We start from the raw sequence: 18114 nt of genomic DNA, 5'->3' as shown, positions 1-18114 counted from the left end.
CATGAACGTCTCCGCGTGGTCGATTCGCAACCCCATTCCGGCGGCGATGCTGTTCGTCATGCTCACGCTGGCGGGCCTGTTCTCCTTCAAGCAGATGAAGGTGCAGAACTTCCCGGACCTGGACCTGCCCACCATCACCGTGGTGGCGTCCCTGCCGGGCGCCTCGCCCAACCAGCTCGAGAACGACGTCGCGCGCATCATCGAGAACAGCCTGGCCTCGCTGCAGGGGCTCAAGCACATCTACACCAAGGTGCAGGACGGCACGGTCTCGCTCACCGTGGAGTTCCGCATCGAGAAGGACACGCAGCAGGCGCTGGACGACGTGCGCTCCGCCGTGGCCAAGGTGCGCAGCGACCTGCCCACCGACCTGCGCGACCCCATCGTCAACAAGGTGGAGCTCGCCGGCGGCGCGGTGCTGGCCTTCACGGTCGCGTCCGACAAGATGGACGCCGAGGCCCTGTCCTGGTTCGTGGACAACGACGTGTCCAAGCTGCTGCTGTCCGTGCCTGGCGTGGGCGCGGTCAACCGCGTGGGCGGCGTCGACCGCGAGGTGCAGGTGCTGCTCGATCCCCTGAAGCTGCAGGCCCTGGGCGCCACCGCCACCGACGTCTCGCGCCAGCTCGCCAAGGTGCAGATCGAGAGCGCCGGCGGCCGCGTGGACCTGGGCGGCAGCCAGCAGCCGCTGCGCACCTTGTCGCAACTGGCCTCGGCCGAGGCGCTGGCGGGCATGCAGGTGGCGCTGAGCGATGGCCGCTACATCCGCCTGGACCAGATCGCCGAGGTGCGCGACACCATTGCCGAGCCCACGGCCGCGGCCTTCCTGGACGGCCAACCCGTGGTGGGTTTCGAGATCGCGCGCAGCCGCGGGGCCGGCGAAATCGAGGTGGGTGATGGCGTGCGCGCCAAGCTGGAGCAGTTGCGCGCGCAGCGGCCCGACCTGCACATCACCGAGTCCTTCGACTTCGTCACGCCGGTGAAGGAGGAATTCGACGCCTCCATGACCCTGCTGTACGAGGGCGCCATCCTGGCCGTGCTGGTCGTCTGGCTGTTCCTGCGCGACTTCCGCGCCACCGTGGTGTCGGCCGTGGCGCTGCCGCTGTCGGCCATCCCGGCCTTCATCGGCATGTACTACATGGGCTTCACCATCAACGTGGTCACGCTGCTGGCCATGTCGCTGGTGATCGGCATCCTGGTGGACGACGCCATCGTCGAGGTGGAGAACATCGTGCGCCACATGCGCATGGGCAAGACGCCGTACCAGGCCGCCATGGAGGCGGCCGACGAGATCGGTCTCGCGGTGATCGCCACCACCTTCACCCTGATCGCGGTGTTCCTGCCCACGGCCTTCATGGCCGGCATCCCGGGCAAGTTCTTCAAGCAGTTCGGCTGGACGGCCGCGCTGGCGGTGTTCGCCTCGCTGGTGGTGGCGCGTGCGCTCACGCCCATGATGGCGGCCTACCTGCTCAAGCCTTTCGTGCAGAAGGACATGCCGCGGTGGATGGACACCAACCCGGTCACGCGCGGCCTCTGGCGCTGGTCGCAAAACCAGAACGAGCCAGCCTGGCTCGACCGCTACCAGAACTGGGCGCGCTGGTGCATCCGCCACCGCTGGATCACCAGCTTCGGTGCCGGCCTGTTCTTCATCGGCTCGCTCATGCTGATCCCGCTGCTGCCGCAGGGTTTCGTGCCGCCGGACGACAACTCGCAAACCCAGGTGTTCCTGGAACTGCCGCCCGGCGCCACGCTGGAGCAGACCATCGCCACGGCCGAGCGCGCGCGCCTGCTGGTGGCGGCCGTGCCACATGTGCGCTCGGTCTACACCACCATCGGCTCGGGCACGGCCGGCACCGACCCGTTCGCGCCCCAGGGGGCGGCCGAGTCGCGCAAGGCCGCGCTCACCATCCAGCTCGACCCGCGCAGCGAGCGCCCGCGCAAGCAGGGCATCGAAAACCAGATCCGCGACGCCATGTCCCACCTGCCCGGCGTGCGCAGCAAGGTGGGCCTGGGCGGCTCAGGCGAGAAATACATCCTCACGCTCACCGGCACCGACGCGCACGCGATGGCCACGGCCGCGCGCGCGGTCGAGCGCGACCTGCGCACCATCCGCGGCGTGGGCAGCATCCAGTCCACCGCCGCGCTGGTGCGCACCGAGATCATCGTCACGCCCGACCTGGCGCGCGCGGCCGAGCTCGGCGTCACCAGTTCGGCCATCGCCGAGACGCTGCGCATCGCCACGGTGGGCGACTACGACAACCTGCTGCCCAAGATGAACCTGCCGCAGCGGCAGATCCCCATCGTGGTCAAGCTCGACGAGGGCGCGCGCCACGACCTGGACGTCCTGCGTCGCCTGGCCGTGCCTGGCGCGCGCGGCCAGGTGATGCTGGGGCAGGTGGCCTCGCTGGAGTTCGGTGGCGGCCCGGCCGTGATCGACCGCTACGACCGCTCGCGCAACATCAACTTCGAGGTCGAGCTCGCGGGCATCGCGCTCGGCGACATGAAGGCCGCGGTGGAGAAGCTGCCCAGCCTGCGCAACCTGCCACCGGGCGTGTCGGTGCTGGAGATCGGCGATGCCGAAGTGCAGGGCGAGCTGTTCGCCAGCTTCGGCCTGGCCATGCTCACCGGCGTGCTGTGCATCTACATCGTGCTGGTGCTGCTGTTCAAGGCCTTCCTGCACCCCATGACCATCCTGGCGGCGCTGCCGCTGTCGCTGGGCGGGGCCTTCGTGGCGCTGCTGATCGCGAACAAGAGTTTCTCGATGCCTTCGTTGATCGGTCTGATCATGCTGATGGGCGTGGCGACGAAGAACTCCATCCTGCTCGTGGAATACGCCATCGAAGCCAGGCGCCAGCACGGCATGACGCGCCTGGACGCGATCCTGGACGCCTGCCACAAGCGCGCGCGGCCCATCGTCATGACCACCATCGCCATGGGCGCGGGCATGCTGCCCATCGCCGTGGGCTGGGGCTCGGCCGACAGCAGCTTCCGTTCGCCGATGGCGGTGTCGGTGATCGGCGGGCTGATCACCTCCACCTTCCTGAGCCTGCTGGTGATCCCGGCGGTGTTCACCATCGTGGACGACGTGTCGCTGTGGTTCGCGAAGCTCTTCCACCGGCGCGACGTGTCCATGCCGCCTGCCGCGCCGCCAGGCGCATCGCTACCGGCCGCCACGGGGCACGCGGCGCCCTGAAGAGCGCAGGGGCGCGGGCCGAGCACAATAGCGGCCCATGCGCCTGCGCCACATCGAGGTTTTCAACGCCGTCATGCTCACCGGCAGCGTGAGCGCCGCGGCCCGCATGATCAACGTCACCCAGCCCGCCGTGAGCCGCACCTTGCAGCACGCCGAGCTGCAACTGGGCTTTCCGCTGTTCCAGCGGGCCGGCGGGCGCCTGGTGCCCACCACCGAGGCGCAGACCCTGTACCCGCACATCGAGCGCCTGTTCGCCCAGCTCGACGAGGTGCAGCGCCTGGCCACCAGCCTCAAGGCCGGCCGCACCCACGGCGAACTGCGCGTGCTCACGGTGCTGGGCCTGAGCTACGAGGTGCTGCCGCGCGCCATGCGCCTGTTCCGCGAGAAGCACCCCGACGTGCTGGTGCACCACCAGGCGCTGCATTCGGTGCAGATCGTCTCCGCCCTGGCCCTGCAGGAGGCCGACGTGGGCTACGTCTTCAACCCCGGCACCCACCCGGCCCTGGTGCAGGAGCGCCTGGGTGAGCGCCGCGTGATGGTGGTGGCGCCCAAGGGCATGCTGCCGGCGCGCGCGCTCAAGGCCGGCGGCATCGGCTGGGCGCAGCTCGCCCGGCTGCCCGTGATCGCCCTGGACGGGCAGGACCCCCTGGGTGTGCAGCTTTCGCACGCCATGCGCGACCACGGCGTGGACCTGCGCCCCATCATGACCGTGCAGACCTACCACGTGGCCCTGGCCCTGGCGCAGCATGGCGTGGGCGTGGCCCTGGTGGAGGGCTGCACGGCGACCTCGGCCGATCGCACGCGCGTGGACGTGCTGCCGTTCGAACCCGCGATGCTGACCATGGTGCACATGCTGCGCCCCACTGCGCGGCCGCATTCGGTGGTGGCGCGCGCGTTCACGCGCTGTGTTCAGCAGGCCTTGCAGCAGATCGGGTGAGCACGGGGGCGCCGCGGCTTTGTTCCGCCGCACCCTGGAGCTGGCGCGACACGCGCCGCGCGCTGCCGGCGGCCAGTGTGAAGCCCAGGGCGCCATGTCCGGCGTTGAACAGCAGGTTGGCGGGCGCGCCGTCCACGCGGCCGATGATGGGCACGCCTGTGGGCGTGGCGGGGCGCAGACCGGCCCAGGGGCGGGCCTCGGTGCCGGCGCAGGCCAGGGGGAAGACCTCACGCGCGGCGCGCCGCAACTGCTCCACTCGGTGGGACTCGACGCGCGTGTCGTGGCCCGCGAGTTCGGCCAGCCCGGCCACGCGCAGGCGCTGGCCCAGGCGCGCGAACACCACCTTGCGCTGCGCGTCGGTCACGCTCACGTTCGGCGCCAGGCCGCCGCTGGCCGGCACATCCAGCGTGAGGCTGTAGCCCTTGAGCGGGTACACGGGGAAGCGGGCGCCCAACTGGCGCGCGAAGGCGGCCACGCCGGTGCCCAGGGCGGCCACGAAATGGTCCGCTTCGATCCAGTCACCGCCCGCCTGCGCGGCCACCAGGCGATCGCCCTCGCGCCGCAGCGCGCCCAGCGGCGCGCCGAGCACGAAGCGCACGCCACGCGCCTGCAGGGCGCCGTGCAGGGCGTCGCACAGCCGGGCGCAGTCGGCCGCGCATTCGCCCGGCGTGTGGATGCCGCCCACGTAGCGCGCGGCGCTGCCGGCCAGCGCGGGTTCGATGCTCAAGCACTCGGCCAACGACAGCGCGTGCTGCTCGGCGCCGCCGAGCGCGCGCTGCAGGTCGAGCTGCTGCCGCGCGGCGGCGAACGAGGCCTCGCTGCCGTACATCACCAGCTTGCCGCTGGCGCTGAAGTCGCAATCGGCGCGCGTGTCGGCCAGCAGCCGTTGCAGCGCCTCGCGGCTTTCCTCGGCCAGGGCGAGCAGGGTGGCGGTGCTGCGCGCCGACACGTCGGCGCGGCAGGCGGCCAGGAAGCGCAGCCCCCAGGCCCACTGCGCCGGGTCCAGGCGCAGGCGCAACGAGAAAGGCGATTCGCGTGACAGCAGCAGCTTGGGCAGTTGCGCCCAGATCGAGGGGTCTGCCAGCGGCTGCACGTACGCGTAGCTGAGCTGCGCGCCGTTGCCGAAGCTGGCGCCCTGGCCGGGGTGCTGGCGGTCGATCACGGTGACCTCGAAACCGTCGCGCTGCAATTGCCAGGCGGTGGTCAGGCCGACGATGCCGGCGCCCAGCACGGCCACGCGGCGCGCGCCGGGCGGGCGCAGGGAAAGGGCAGGGGGGTTGTGCATGATGGCCGCACTGTAGGCAGGCGCGAGGGCCCTGTGAAATGCAGACCGGGGCATCACCCATGACCGGAACTCATGGCCGGCCCGGCAGGGGCATAACCTGAAGGCATGGGCCGGGCCGATAAAAGCATGTGGACAGGTGCGGGCGCTTGCCTAGACTGGCGCATTCCCCCACCGCCACCCACCCACCATGCAAGCCAGCCACGTCTTCCATCGCCAGTTGCTCCAGGACATGCCCGTCGCCGTCAGCGGCCAAGGCATCACGCTCACCGACAGCCAGGGCAAGACCTACCTCGACGCCTCGGGCGGTGCGGCCGTCTCCTGCCTGGGGCACGGCCACCCGGACGTGATCGCGGCCATGCACAGGCAACTGGATCAATTGGCCTACGCGCACACCAGCTTCTTCACCACGGCTGTGGCGGAAGAACTGGCCGACACCCTGATCGACACCGCGCCCGCCGGCATGAGCAACGTCTACTTCGTCAGTGGCGGCTCCGAGGCCGTGGAGGCCGCCCTCAAGATGGCGCGCCAGTACTTCGTGGAGATCGGCCAGCCACAGCGCGAGCACTTCATCGCGCGCCGCCAGAGCTACCACGGCAACACCCTGGGCGCGCTGGCCGTGGGTGGCAACGCCTGGCGGCGCGAGCAGTTCAAGCCCTTGCTCATCGAGGTGGAGCACGTCTCGCCCTGCTATGAATACCGCGACAGGCGCGCCGACGAAACCGCCGAGCAGTACGGCCAGCGCCTGGTGGCAGAGCTCGAGGCCACCATCGAACGCCTGGGCGGCGACAAGGTCATCGCCTTCGTGGCCGAAACCGTGGGCGGCGCCACGGCGGGCGTGCTCACGCCCGTGCCCGGCTACTTCAAGGGCGTGCGCGAGCTGTGCGACCGCCACGGCATCCTGCTGATCCTGGACGAGGTGATGTGCGGCATGGGCCGCACCGGCACGCTGCACGCCTGCGAACAGGAAGGCGTGGTGCCCGACCTGATGACCATCGCCAAAGGCCTGGGGGGCGGGTACCAGCCCATCGGTGCGGTGCTGGCGCAAAGCCGCATCGTCGAGACCTTTCGCCAGGGCAGCGGGCTGTTCCAGCACGGGCACACCTACCTGGGCCACGCCGTGGCCTGCGCGGCCGCGCTGGCGGTGCAGCGGGTCATCCAGCGCGACGGCCTGCTCGCCCAGGTGCGCGAACGTGGTGCGCAATTGCAGGCGCTGTTCCAGGAGGCCTTCGGCGATCACCCCCATGTGGGCGACGTGCGCGGCCGCGGCCTGTTCTGGGGCATCGAGCTGGTGGCGGACCGCGCCAGCAAGCAGTGGTTCGATCCGGCATTGAAGCTGCACGCGCGCATCAAGCGCGCCGCCATGGCGGAAGGGCTGATGTGCTATCCGGCCGGTGGCTCGGTGGACGGCCGCTGCGGCGACCACATCCTGCTGGCACCCCCCTTCGTCAGCACGCCCGATGAGCTGGCCCAGATCGTGCAACGCCTGCGCCGTGCGATCGACAAGACGCTGGCCGGGGTACCCACGTTGGCGACCGCCTGACGCCATGCCGGCTCTGCATGGCAGCCCGGGGTAAACCCGGTGCCGTCGCGGCAGGGGCAACCCGGGCGATTGCATTAGCATTCCCGGCCTGCGCGCGACCGTTCCACAAGAGCATCACGCCTTTCAACAACCACCAGTGAACCGCAGGAGAAACACCATGAAAAGACTCACCGCCTGTCTCAGCGCCGTGGCCGCATCGGCCGCGATGATGGCGCCCGCCGCGCCGGCCTTCGCCCAACAGAAATTCATGACCATCGGCACCGGTGGCGTGACCGGCGTGTACTACGCCGCGGGCGGCGCCATCTGCCGCTTGGTGAACAAGGACCGCGCCAAGCACGGCATCCGCTGCTCCGTGGAATCCACCGGTGGCTCCGTCTTCAACGTGAACACCATCAAGGCCGGCGAACTCGACATGGGCTTCACCCAGTCCGATGTGCAGTTCAACGCCACCAAGGGCGTTGGCCAGTTCAAGGACAGCGGTGCCGTGGGCGACCTGCGCGCCGTGTTCGCCGTGCACCCAGAGCCCTTCACTGTGGTGGCCCGCAAGGAGGCCAACGTCACCAAGTTCGAGGACTTCAAGGGCAAGCGCTTCAACGTCGGCAACCCGGGTTCGGGCACGCGCGCTTCCATGGAAGAACTGCTGGGCGCCATGGGCTGGAAGATGGGCGACTTCTCGCTGGCTTCCGAGCTGAAGGCCGACGAGCACGGGCCGGCGCTGTGCGACGGCAAGATCGATGGCTTCTTCTATGCCGTGGGCCACCCGAGTGCCAACATCCAGGACCCGACCACCTCCTGCGGCGCCAAGCTGGTGTCGTTGACCGGCCCCGCCGTGGACAAGCTGGTGGCCGACAAGCCCTACTACGCCAAGGTCACCGTGCCCGGCGGCCTGTACCCCAACAACCCGCAACCCACCACCACTTACGGTGTGATGGCCACGGTCGTTGCGTCCAGCAAAACCCCGGCCGACACGGTCTACGCCGTGGTCAAGGCGGTGTTCGACAACTTCGACGAGTTCAAGAAGCTGCACCCCGCCCTGGCCAACCTGAGCGCCGAGAACATGGTCAAGGACGGCCTGAGCGCGCCGCTGCACGAGGGCGCGGCCCGCTTCTACAAGGAAAAGGGCTGGATCAAGTGATGTGAGGGGCCCCTTTCCTGATGGAAACGGGCCCCGACCCTTCACACATGGCGAAGTGAGCTTCGCCATTTTTTTTTGGACCATCCCCGTTTCTTTTTTCTTTCCCGGAGCGCGCACCATGAGCACCGACATCGAAAAAGCGCCCGAAGCCTTGCAGCAGCTCGTCGCCGACAGCGACACCGGCGGCCGCAAGCCCAGCGGCATCACCGCCGGCATCATCTTCACCGTGTCCCTTTTGTGGGCGCTGTTCCAGTTCTGGTACGCGTCGCCCCTGCCGTTCGAGCTGGGCTTCGGCATCCTCAACGACACCGAAGCGCGCGCCATCCACCTGGCCTTCGCGCTGTTCCTGGCTTTCATGGCCTGGCCGGCCTTCAAACGCTCGCCGCGCGCCTACGTGCCGATCGCGGACTGGGTGCTGGCCCTGGCGGGCGCCTTCGCGGCGGCCTACCTCATGCTGTTCTACGCCGAGCTGGCCACGCGCCCCGGCACGCCCAACACCATGGACATCGTGGTGGCCACCGTCGGCCTGGTGCTGCTGCTGGAGGCCACGCGCCGCGCGGTGGGCTGGCCCATGGCGGCCTTGGCGCTCATCTTCATCGCCTACAGCATGCTCGGCCCCTGGCTGCCCGAGGTGCTCGCGCACAAGGGCGCCTCGCTCAACCGCCTGCTCTCGCACATGTGGCTCACCACCGAAGGCGTCTTCGGCATCGCCCTGGGCGTGTCGGCCGGCACCATCTTCGTCTACGTGCTGTTCGGCGCGCTGCTCGACCGCGCGGGTGGTGGCAACTACATGATGCAGGTGAGTTTCGCGGCCCTGGGCCACCTGCGCGGCGGCCCGGCCAAAGTGGCCGTGGTGTCCTCGGCGCTCAATGGCATGATTTCCGGCAGCTCGGTCTCCAACGTGGTGTCGGGCGGCATCTTCACCATCCCGCTCATGAAGAAGGCGGGCTACGGCGGTGTCAAGGCCGGCGCCATCGAGACCATGAGCTCGGTCAACGGCCAGATCATGCCGCCCGTGATGGGTGCCGCGGCCTTCCTGATGGTCGAGTACGTGGGCATCCCCTACGCGGAAATCGTCAAGCACGCCTTCCTGCCGGCCACGCTGTCCTACATCGGCCTGCTCTATATCGTGCACCTGGAGGCACTGAAACTGGGCATGAACCCCATCGTTCAGGCCGTGCAACGTCCCTGGCGCATCCGCGTGCTGCGCAACCTCATCGGCATCAGCGGCAGCATTGCCGTGGTCTGTGCGATCTACTACCTCATCATGGGCATCAATGCGGTGCTCGGCGCGGCCGCTTCGTATGCGGTCTCGGCCGTGGTGCTCGCGCTGTACCTGTTCTCGGTGTACCAGGCCGCCAAGAGCGAGGACCTGCCCGAAGACATTGACATCGAAAACCCGAAACCGCTGCAGACCTGGCCCACGGTGCGCGCCGGCTTGCACTACATCCTGCCCATCGCGGTACTGATCTGGTGCCTGATGGTCGAGGTCATGTCGCCCGCGCTGTCCGCTTTCTGGGCCGTGGTCACGCTGGTGGTGCTCATGCTCACGCAAAAGCCGCTCATCGCGCTGTTCCGCGGCGTGCCGGCCTCCGGTGCCTGGAAGGACGGCTGGGACTCGGTGGTGCAGGGTTTCACCGACGGCTCGCGCAACATGATCGGCATCGGCGTGGCCACGGCCACGGCCGGTGTCATCGTGGGCGCCATCACGCTCACCGGCCTGGGCCTGCGCATGACCGAGTTCGTCGAGTTCGTGGCGCAAGGCAATGTGATGGCCATGCTGCTGTTCATCGCCTTTGTCTGCCTGGTGCTGGGCCTGGGCGTGCCGACCACCGCCAACTACGTGCTGGTGGCCACGCTGATGGCGCCCGTGGTGGTGGAGCTGGGCGCGCAGAGCGGGCTGATCATTCCCCTGATCGCGGTGCACCTGTTCGTCTTTTATTACGGGATCATGGGAGACATCACGCCACCCGTGGGCCTAGCCACCTTCGCGGCGGCGGCGATCTCGGGCGAGGACTCGATCAAGACAGGCGTACAGGGCGCGGTGTACGCGCTGCGCACGGTGATCCTGCCTTTCATCTGGATCTTCAATCCGCAACTGCTGCTGATCGACGTGCACGGCTGGGGCGAACTGATCCGTGTGATCGCCGCCTGCACGCTGGCCACGCTGGTATTCGCGGCCGTCACCATGAACTGGTTCCGCGTGAAGAACCACTGGTGGGAAACGGTGCTGCTGGCCATCGCCGTGGTGCTGCTGTTCCGCCCCGACGCCTTCATGGACCGCCTCTACGCGCCCAACCAGAGCGTGTCGCCGGCCCGGGTGTACGACGTGGCGCGCGACCGCCCGGCCAACGACCGCGTGGTCATGGTGATCCAGGGCCTGACACTGGAAGGCGACGACGTCGTCAAGACGGTGGCGGTGCAGCTCGGCGAGGCGGGTGATGACGGCCGCAAGCGCCTGGCCGACGCCGGCCTGCAGCTCATGCCCCTGGGCGACCAGATGCAGATCGGCGCCATCAAGTTCGGCTCGCGCGCGGCCAAGTCCGGCTTCGAGCAGGGCTGGGACGTCAAGGAGGTGCTGGTGCCCAGCGACCGTCCGACGCCGCACTGGTTCTACCTGCCGGCGCTGCTGCTTGTCGCGCTGGTGTGGTGGAACCAGGGCCGGCGCATGAAGCCGGGCTTGAAGCCCGCCGTCGCCTGATGACCCGCATCGCCCTGATCCACGCGCTGTCCCATTCGGTCGCACCCATCAACGAAGCGATGGCGCGCGACTGGCCCGAGGCCATCCGCATGAACCTGCTCGACGACAGCCTCTCGGCCGACCTCGCGCGCGAGGGCAGGGGACTGGACGCCGCCATGCACGCCCGCTTCGAGACGCTCACGGCCTACGCCGAGTCCACGGGCGCGCAGGGCATCCTGTTCACCTGCTCGGCCTTCGGGCCTTGCATCGAGGCCGCGGCGGCGCGCCGGCCGCACCTGCCAGTGCTCAAACCCAACGAGGCCATGGTGGACGAGGCCGTGGCCGACGCCGCCCGGCTGGGCGGGCCCATCGGCTTGCTGGCGACCTTCGGCCCCACGCTGCGGTCCATGCCACCGGAGTTTCCGGCCGGCGTGCCATTGCGCACCGCGCTGGCCGAGGGCGCTCTCGAGGCCTTGAACGGGGGAGACACGACACGCCACGACGCCTTGGCCGTTGAAGCGGCGAAGCGGCTGCAGGCCGAGGGTTGCGCGCTCATCGCACTGGCGCAGTTCAGCCTGGCGCGTTCGGCCCCGGCGGTGCAGGCCGCCACCGGCCTGCCGGTGCTGACCACGCCGGGCAGTGCCATCCGGGCGCTGCGTCGGCACCTGACGGCCTGATTCCGGCCCGATCAGGCCCCATCCAACAGCTACAATCGCGGGTTTCCGTGAGTGGGCTACCCGCCCCGCCGGGCCTCAATCCGGCGGCGCCAGACACCCTCCCGGCGCGCGGGTGGCGAAATTGGTAGACGCACCAGGTTTAGGTCCTGACGCCAGCAATGGTGTGGGGGTTCGAGTCCCCCCCCGCGCACCAGCCCCACGGAACCCCGCTATGCCCCGCGTCGGCCCGATCGGCCGGCCTTCCCTTGGAGAACACCATGACCGTGACCGTTGAAACCCTGGAGAAGCTCGAGCGCAAGATCACGCTCACGCTGCCCGCCGACGTGATCCAGAACGAGGTCGCCGCGCGCCTCAAGCGCATCGCGCGCGACGTCAAGATGGACGGCTTCCGTCCCGGCAAGGTGCCGATGAACGTCGTCGCCCAGCGCTACGGCTACTCGGTGCACTACGAGGTCATGAACGACAAGGTCGGCGAGGCCTTCGCCAGCGCCGCCAACGAAGCGCAACTGCGCGTGGCCGGCCAGCCGCGCATCACGGAGAAGGAAGGCGCACCCGAGGGCCAACTGGCCTTCGACGCGGTGTTCGAGGTCTACCCCGAGGTCAAGATCGGCGACCTCGCCAGCGCCAAGGTCGAGAAGCTCTCCGCCGAGGTGGACGATGCCGCCATCGACCGCACGCTGGACATCCTGCGCAAGCAGCGCCGCACCTTCGCGCAGCGCGCGCAAGACCAGGCCGCTCAGGACGGCGACCGCGTCACCATCGACTTCGAAGGCAAGATCGATGGCGAGCCTTTCGAGGGCGGCAAGGCCGAGGCCTTCCAGTTCATCGTCGGCGACGGCCAGATGCTCAAGGAGTTCGAAGACGCCGTGCGCGGCATGAAGAGCGGCGAGAGCAAGACCTTCCCGCTGGCCTTCCCCGAGGACTACCACGGCAAGGATGTGGCCGGCAAAACCGCCGACTTCCTCGTCACCGTGAAGAAGATCGAGCAGGCCAACCTGCCCGCCGTGGACGAGGCCCTGGCCAAGTCGCTGGGCGTGGCCGATGGCAGCGTCGACGGCTTGCGCGCCGACATCCGCAAGAACCTGGAGCGCGAGGTCAAGTTCCGCCTGCAGGGGCGCAACAAGGCCGCCGTGATGGACGCCCTGGTGGGCGTCGCCGAGCTGGACCTGCCCAAGTCCGTGGTCCAAGCCGAGCTGGACCGCCTGGTCGAAGGCGCCCGCGCCGACCTGAAGCAGCGCGGCATCAAGGACGCCGACAAGGCCCCCATCCCCGACGAGCTGTTCCGCCCTCAGGCCGAGCGCCGTGTGCGCCTGGGCCTGGTGGTGGCCGAGCTGGTGAAGGTCAACGAACTGCACGCCAAGCCCGAGCAGATCAAGGCCCACATCGACGAACTCGCGGCCTCTTACGAGAAGCCGGCCGACGTGGTGCGCTGGTACCAGTCGGACAACCGCCGCCTGGCCGAGGTCGAGGCCATCGTGATCGAGAACAACGTCACCGACTTCGTGCTGTCCAAGGCACAGGTCAGCGAGAAGGCCGTGAGCTTCGACGAGCTGATGGCCCAGGCCTGATCAGACGCCACGCATCCTGAAAGAGGGGGCGGAGCGATCCGCCTCTTTTTTTTGCCATCCGACCCCCCATCTGTGGCACCAGCGTCCGACCGATCCGCGCCATGGCCCCACCGCCAAAAGTGGGCTTCGGGGTTGGTTACAGTTGGGCCATTGTCTTGAACCCGTACGGACTCACCCGGAGACCCTCATGAGCGTCATGGATATCCAAGGCCTGGGCATGGTGCCCATGGTCATCGAACAGTCGGGCCGCGGCGAGCGCGCCTACGACATCTACTCGCGTCTGCTCAAGGAGCGCGTGGTCTTCCTGGTCGGGCCGGTCGACGACCAGTCGGCCAACCTGATCGTCGCCCAGCTGCTGTTCCTGGAGAGCGAGAACCCCGACAAGGACATCTCGTTCTACATCAACTCGCCCGGTGGCTCGGTCAGCGCCGGCATGGCGATCTTCGACACCATGAATTTCATCAAGCCCGACGTCTCCACGCTGTGCGTGGGCATGGCCGCGAGCATGGGCGCCTTCCTGCTGGCTGCCGGCACCAAGGGCAAGCGTTTCAGCCTGCCCAACAGCAAGGTCATGATCCACCAGCCTCTGGGCGGCACCCAGGGCCAGGCCACGGAAATCGAGATCCACGCACGCGAGATCCTCAAGACCCGCGAGCAGCTCAACAAGATCCTGGCCGAACGCACCGGCCAGCCGCTCGAGAAGATCGAGCGCGACACCGAGCGCGACTACTACCTCTCGGCCGCCGAATCGGCCGAGTACGGTCTGATCGACAAGGTCATCGACAAGCGCCCCAGCGCGGCTTGAAGCCGGCGGAAAGGGTGGCCAAGCGCGGTTTTTGCCACCCTTTTCGCGGATTTGGCCCCGTCGGACCATGAACTATCATTGAACACCGTTTTTCCCTGACACCGAACCATGGCCGACAAGAAAGCCGCCTCCAGCGAAAAAGCGCTGTATTGCTCGTTCTGCGGCAAGAGTCAGCACGAGGTGAAGAAGCTCATCGCCGGGCCCACGGTGTTCATTTGCGACGAGTGCATCGACCTCTGCAACGACATCATCCGTGACGAGTTGCCTGGCATCGAGGCGGTGAAAGCCTCGGGCGACGAACTGCCCACGCCCGCGCAGCTCAAGGGCAACCTCGACAACTACGTGATCGGCCAGGAAGCCGCCAAGCGCGCACTGGCCGTGGCCGTCTACAACCACTACAAGCGCCTGCGCCACAAGCAGGGCTCGCGCAAGGACGAGGTCGAACTCGCCAAGAGCAATATCCTGCTCATCGGCCCGACGGGCTCGGGCAAGACGCTGCTGGCCCAGACCCTGGCCCGCATCCTCGACGTGCCCTTCGCCATCGCCGACGCCACCACGCTGACCGAGGCCGGCTACGTGGGCGAGGACGTGGAGAACATCATCGTCAAGCTGCTGCAGAGCTGCAACTACGACATCGAGCGCGCGCAGCGGGGCATCGTCTACATCGACGAGATCGACAAGATCGCCCGCAAGTCGGACAACCCCTCCATCACCCGCGACGTGTCCGGCGAGGGCGTGCAGCAGGCGCTGCTCAAGATGCTGGAAGGCACCATGGCCAGCGTGCCGCCCCAGGGTGGGCGCAAGCACCCCCAGCAGGAGTTCCTGCAGGTCGACACGACCAACATCCTGTTCATCTGCGGTGGCGCCTTCGCGGGCCTGGAAAAGATCATCGAGAACCGCACCGAAGCCTCGGGCATCGGCTTCTCGGCCGCCGTGCGCAGCAAGCAGCAGCGCAGCCTGACCGAGGTGTTCAAGGAAGTCGAGCCCGAGGACCTGATCAAGTTCGGCCTGATCCCCGAACTGGTGGGCCGCGTGCCGGTCATCGCCACCCTGGCCGAGCTGAGCGAGGACGCACTGGTCGACATCCTCACCCAGCCGCGCAACGCCGTCGTCAAGCAGTTCTCCAAGCTGCTGTCGATGGAGGGCGCCGAGCTCGAGGTGCGGCCCGCCGCGCTCAAGGCCATCGCGCGCAAGGCGCTGGCGCGCAAAACGGGCGCGCGCGGCCTGCGCTCCATCCTTGAAAACGCCCTCATCGACACCATGTTCGAGCTGCCTGGCCTGAGCAACGTGGAAAAGGTCGTGGTGGACGAGTCCACCATTGACGAAAACAAGCCGCCGCTGCTGGTGTACCGCGAGGCCGCCAAGCAGGCGTGAAAGGTCCCTATGTCCGGACAGACCCCATTGCCCAGTACCCCCGTCGAACTGCCCCTGCTGCCCTTGCGCGACGTGGTGGTCTTCCCCCACATGGTGATCCCGTTGTTCGTCGGCCGGCCCAAGAGCATCAAGGCGCTCGAGTCGGCGATGGAGTCGGAGCGACGCATCATGCTGGTGGCCCAGAAGGCCGCCGCCAAGGACGAGCCCTCGCCCGAGGACATGTTCGAAATGGGCTGCGTGGCCACCATCCTGCAGATGCTCAAGCTGCCGGACGGCACCGTGAAGGTGCTGGTGGAAGGCGTGCAGCGCGCCAAGGTGCTTTCGATCACCGACGGTGAAACGCACTTCGTCGCCAATGTCTCACCCATCGACCCGGCGAACGAGCGCGCCGAAACCGGTGCGAACGAACTGGAAGCGCTGCGCCGCGCGGTGATGCAGCAGTTCGACCAGTACGTCAAACTCAACAAGAAGATCCCGTCCGAGATCCTCACCTCGATCTCCAGCATCGACGACCCGGGCCGCCTGGCCGACACCATCGCGGCGCACCTGCCGCTCAAGCTCGAATCCAAGCAGGTGGTGCTCGACCTCGACCCGGTCATCAAGCGCCTGGAGAACCTCTTCGAGCAACTCGAGCGCGAAGTCGACATCCTCAACGTCGACAAGAAGATCCGCGGGCGCGTGAAGCGCCAGATGGAGAAGAACCAGCGCGACTTCTACCTCAACGAACAGGTCAAGGCCATCCAGAAAGAGCTTGGCGAGGGTGAAGAGGGCGCCGACGTCGAAGAGATCGAGAAAAAGATCAAGGCGGCGCGCATGCCCGCCGACGCGCGCAAGAAGGCCGAAGGCGAGCTCAAGAAGCTCAAGCTCATGTCGCCCATGTCGGCCGAGGCCACCGTGGTGCGCAACTACATCGACGTGCTGGTCGGCCTGCCCTGGAGCAAGAAGACCAAGATCAAGCACGACCTGGCGCACGCCGAGGCCGTGCTCAACGAAGACCACTATGGCCTCGAACGCGTGAAGGACCGCATCCTCGAGTACCTCGCGGTGCAGCAGCGCGTGGACAAGGTGAAGGGACCCATCCTGTGCCTCGTGGGCCCGCCGGGTGTGGGCAAGACCTCGCTGGGCCAGTCCGTGGCCAAGGCCACGGGCCGCAAGTTCGTGCGCATGTCCCTGGGCGGCGTGCGCGACGAGGCCGAGATCCGCGGCCACCGCCGCACCTACATCGGCGCCATGCCCGGCAAGGTCCTGCAGAGCCTCACCAAGGTGGGCACGCGCAACCCGCTGTTCCTGCTCGACGAGATCGACAAGCTCGGCACCGACTTCCGCGGCGACCCGTCCAGCGCGCTGCTGGAGGTGCTCGACCCCGAGCAGAACCACACCTTCAGCGACCACTACCTCGAGGTCGACTACGACCTGTCCGACGTGATGTTCGTCGCGACCTCGAACTCGATGAACATCCCGCCGGCGCTGCTGGACCGCATGGAGGTCATCCGCCTCCCGGGCTACACCGAGGACGAGAAGACCAACATCGCCATGCGCTACCTGCTGCCCAAGCAGATCAAGAACAACGGCATCAAGGACGGCGAGGTCGAGGTGCACGAGGACGCCGTGCGCGACATCGTGCGCTACTACACCCGCGAAGCCGGCGTGCGTTCGCTCGAGCGCGAGCTTTCCAAGATCTGCCGCAAGGTGGTCAAGGGCCTGCTGCTCAAGAAGTTCACGCCCACGGTGCAGGTCACGGCGGACAACCTCAGCGAGTTCCTGGGTGTGCGCAAGTACACCTATGGCCGGGCCGAGCAGCAGAACCAGGTGGGCCAGGTGGTCGGCCTGGCGTGGACCGAGGTGGGGGGCGATCTGCTCACCATCGAAGTGGCCATCATGCCCGGCAAGGGCGTCACCACGCGCACCGGTTCGCTGGGCGACGTGATGAAGGAATCGGTGGAAGCCGCGCGCACCGTGGTGCGCAGCCGCGCTCGCGTGCTGGGCATCAAGGACGAGATGTTCGACAAGCGCGATATCCACATCCACGTGCCCGATGGCGCCACACCCAAGGACGGCCCGAGTGCCGGCGCCGCGATGACGACCGCGCTGGTGTCGTCGCTGACGGGTATTCCCGTGCGCGCCGACGTGGCCATGACGGGCGAGATCACGCTGCGCGGCGAGGTCACGGCCATCGGCGGCCTGAAGGAAAAGCTGCTGGCCGCGCTGCGCGGCGGCATCAAGACGGTGATCATTCCGGAAGAGAACGTCAAGGACCTCGCGGAGATCCCGGACAACGTCAAGGAAGGCCTGCAGATCGTGCCGGTGAAGTGGATCGACAAGGTGCTGTCGATTGCGCTGGAGCGTCAGCCGGTGCCGCTCACGGACGAAGAAGTCGCGGCGCAGATCGCGGCAGCGTCGGTGCGTGCGGCCGCGGGCGAAACCGACGCGGTGAAACACTGAAAAAATTGCGCGCCCTTGAAAAGGGGGCGATTTTTTCGCTATACTTCTAGCTTCTGCAGAACGCAAGAACTGCAGATAACGCGGGAATAGCTCAGTTGGTAGAGCGCAACCTTGCCAAGGTTGAGGTCGCGAGTTCGAACCTCGTTTCCCGCTCCAGANNCCGCTCCAGATTCGCAAAAAGGGAAGCTCGGCTTCCCTTTTTTGTCGGGCCCGATCTGGCGCGTTAGCAAAGCGGTTATGCAACGGATTGCAAATCCGTCTAGGGCGGTTCGACTCCGCCACGCGCCTCCAAAAATCCTTATAAATCAATAAGTTACAGGGCCTTCATGGCCCTTTCTTTTTGCTTTTTTGGGGGTTTTGGAGGCTTTGCCACCCCGATTTGAGTAGCACGCCACCCATAGACGGACTGGTTTGGTCGTCTAGCTGTTGAGTTGCAATAGGTTGTTCCCGGAGAGCCGGGAGGCCGGAGGCTTGTAGCCGAGGG

The 18114-nt window shown here is 67.5% G+C and carries 11 protein-coding genes and 3 tRNA genes; 13 read left to right on the top strand and 1 reads right to left on the bottom strand.

Translation table 11 applies throughout. From position 1 onward, the window contains the following. Position 1: 1 nt before the first annotated feature. Positions 2–3187, top strand: coding sequence for an efflux RND transporter permease subunit (locus tag GTO19_RS22200; protein ID WP_291025118.1), 3186 nt, complete (start codon positions 2–4; stop codon positions 3185–3187). A gap of 37 nt (positions 3188–3224) precedes the next feature. After that, positions 3225–4124: a LysR family transcriptional regulator gene (locus GTO19_RS22195; RefSeq protein WP_291025115.1), complete on the top strand. Its 900-nt coding sequence runs from the start codon at positions 3225–3227 to the stop codon at positions 4122–4124. Here GTO19_RS22195 and GTO19_RS22190 read toward each other — a convergent pair. Beyond that, complete coding sequence (locus tag GTO19_RS22190; RefSeq protein WP_291025113.1) at positions 4084–5409, bottom strand: D-amino acid dehydrogenase; 1326 nt, start codon at positions 5407–5409, stop codon at positions 4084–4086. The genes GTO19_RS22195 and GTO19_RS22190 overlap by 41 nt on opposite strands. Before the next feature lie 187 nt (positions 5410–5596). Here GTO19_RS22190 and GTO19_RS22185 point away from each other — a divergent pair, with 187 nt between their 5' ends. The 11 genes from GTO19_RS22185 (at position 5597) to GTO19_RS22135 (ending at position 17921) form a co-directional block, all read left to right on the top strand. After that, positions 5597–6949 carry an aspartate aminotransferase family protein gene (locus GTO19_RS22185; protein WP_291025110.1) on the top strand — a complete coding sequence of 451 codons (1353 nt, stop codon included), beginning with the start codon at positions 5597–5599 and terminating at the stop codon, positions 6947–6949. A 157-nt stretch (positions 6950–7106) separates the two neighbouring features. Continuing rightward, the gene (locus GTO19_RS22180) at positions 7107–8084 is read left to right on the top strand and encodes a TAXI family TRAP transporter solute-binding subunit (protein ID WP_291025107.1); all 978 of its coding nucleotides are present in this window, start codon (positions 7107–7109) and stop codon (positions 8082–8084) included. A gap of 118 nt (positions 8085–8202) precedes the next feature. After that, a complete protein-coding gene (locus tag GTO19_RS22175; RefSeq protein WP_291025105.1) occupies positions 8203–10785 on the top strand; it encodes a TRAP transporter permease in 2583 nt (860 codons plus the stop codon). After that, positions 10785–11441 (top strand): aspartate/glutamate racemase family protein, encoded by a 657-nt coding sequence (locus GTO19_RS22170; protein WP_291025103.1) that lies wholly within the window; start codon positions 10785–10787, stop codon positions 11439–11441. The genes GTO19_RS22175 and GTO19_RS22170 overlap by 1 nt, the downstream gene beginning before the upstream one ends. A 106-nt stretch (positions 11442–11547) precedes the next feature. Further along, positions 11548–11634, top strand: a tRNA-Leu gene (locus GTO19_RS22165). A 64-nt stretch (positions 11635–11698) separates the two neighbouring features. Continuing rightward, complete coding sequence (gene tig / locus GTO19_RS22160; RefSeq protein WP_291025101.1) at positions 11699–13009, top strand: trigger factor; 1311 nt, start codon at positions 11699–11701, stop codon at positions 13007–13009. Positions 13010–13196: 187 nt separating this feature from the next. Then, entirely contained in the window at positions 13197–13814 is a 618-nt protein-coding gene (gene clpP / locus GTO19_RS22155; protein ID WP_291025099.1) for an ATP-dependent Clp endopeptidase proteolytic subunit ClpP, read from the top strand. Between the two features lie 108 nt (positions 13815–13922). Further along, positions 13923–15188: an ATP-dependent Clp protease ATP-binding subunit ClpX gene (gene clpX / locus GTO19_RS22150; protein WP_291025097.1), complete on the top strand. Its 1266-nt coding sequence runs from the start codon at positions 13923–13925 to the stop codon at positions 15186–15188. A 9-nt stretch (positions 15189–15197) separates the two neighbouring features. Further along, positions 15198–17630: an endopeptidase La gene (lon, locus tag GTO19_RS22145; protein ID WP_291025095.1), complete on the top strand. Its 2433-nt coding sequence runs from the start codon at positions 15198–15200 to the stop codon at positions 17628–17630. Between the two features lie 80 nt (positions 17631–17710). Continuing rightward, positions 17711–17786: transfer RNA gene (locus GTO19_RS22140), tRNA-Gly, on the top strand. Between the two features lie 61 nt (positions 17787–17847). After that, positions 17848–17921, top strand: a tRNA-Cys gene (locus GTO19_RS22135). Positions 17922–18114: the final 193 nt, after the last annotated feature.

Origin of the sequence: Hydrogenophaga sp., from assembly GCF_011772445.1 — a bacterium.
In the GTDB taxonomy this organism is placed as follows: Bacteria; Pseudomonadota; Gammaproteobacteria; order Burkholderiales; family Burkholderiaceae_C; genus Hydrogenophaga.
The sequence above is the reverse complement of the archived record's forward strand: the minus strand, read 5'-3'. Positions and strand labels throughout refer to the sequence as shown.

Excerpts from the sequence above, each read along its gene's own strand:
- GTO19_RS22200 (WP_291025118.1), top strand. The coding sequence starts at position 2 with ATGAACGTCTCCGCGTGGTCGATTCGCAACCCCATTCCGGCGGCGATG.
- GTO19_RS22195 (WP_291025115.1), top strand. The coding sequence starts at position 3,225 with ATGCGCCTGCGCCACATCGAGGTTTTCAACGCCGTCATGCTCACCGGC.
- GTO19_RS22190 (WP_291025113.1), bottom strand. The coding sequence starts at position 5,409 with ATGCACAACCCCCCTGCCCTTTCCCTGCGCCCGCCCGGCGCGCGCCGC.
- GTO19_RS22185 (WP_291025110.1), top strand. The coding sequence starts at position 5,597 with ATGCAAGCCAGCCACGTCTTCCATCGCCAGTTGCTCCAGGACATGCCC.
- GTO19_RS22180 (WP_291025107.1), top strand. The coding sequence starts at position 7,107 with ATGAAAAGACTCACCGCCTGTCTCAGCGCCGTGGCCGCATCGGCCGCG.
- GTO19_RS22175 (WP_291025105.1), top strand. The coding sequence starts at position 8,203 with ATGAGCACCGACATCGAAAAAGCGCCCGAAGCCTTGCAGCAGCTCGTC.
- GTO19_RS22170 (WP_291025103.1), top strand. The coding sequence starts at position 10,785 with ATGACCCGCATCGCCCTGATCCACGCGCTGTCCCATTCGGTCGCACCC.
- tig (WP_291025101.1), top strand. The coding sequence starts at position 11,699 with ATGACCGTGACCGTTGAAACCCTGGAGAAGCTCGAGCGCAAGATCACG.
- clpP (WP_291025099.1), top strand. The coding sequence starts at position 13,197 with ATGAGCGTCATGGATATCCAAGGCCTGGGCATGGTGCCCATGGTCATC.
- clpX (WP_291025097.1), top strand. The coding sequence starts at position 13,923 with ATGGCCGACAAGAAAGCCGCCTCCAGCGAAAAAGCGCTGTATTGCTCG.
- lon (WP_291025095.1), top strand. The coding sequence starts at position 15,198 with ATGTCCGGACAGACCCCATTGCCCAGTACCCCCGTCGAACTGCCCCTG.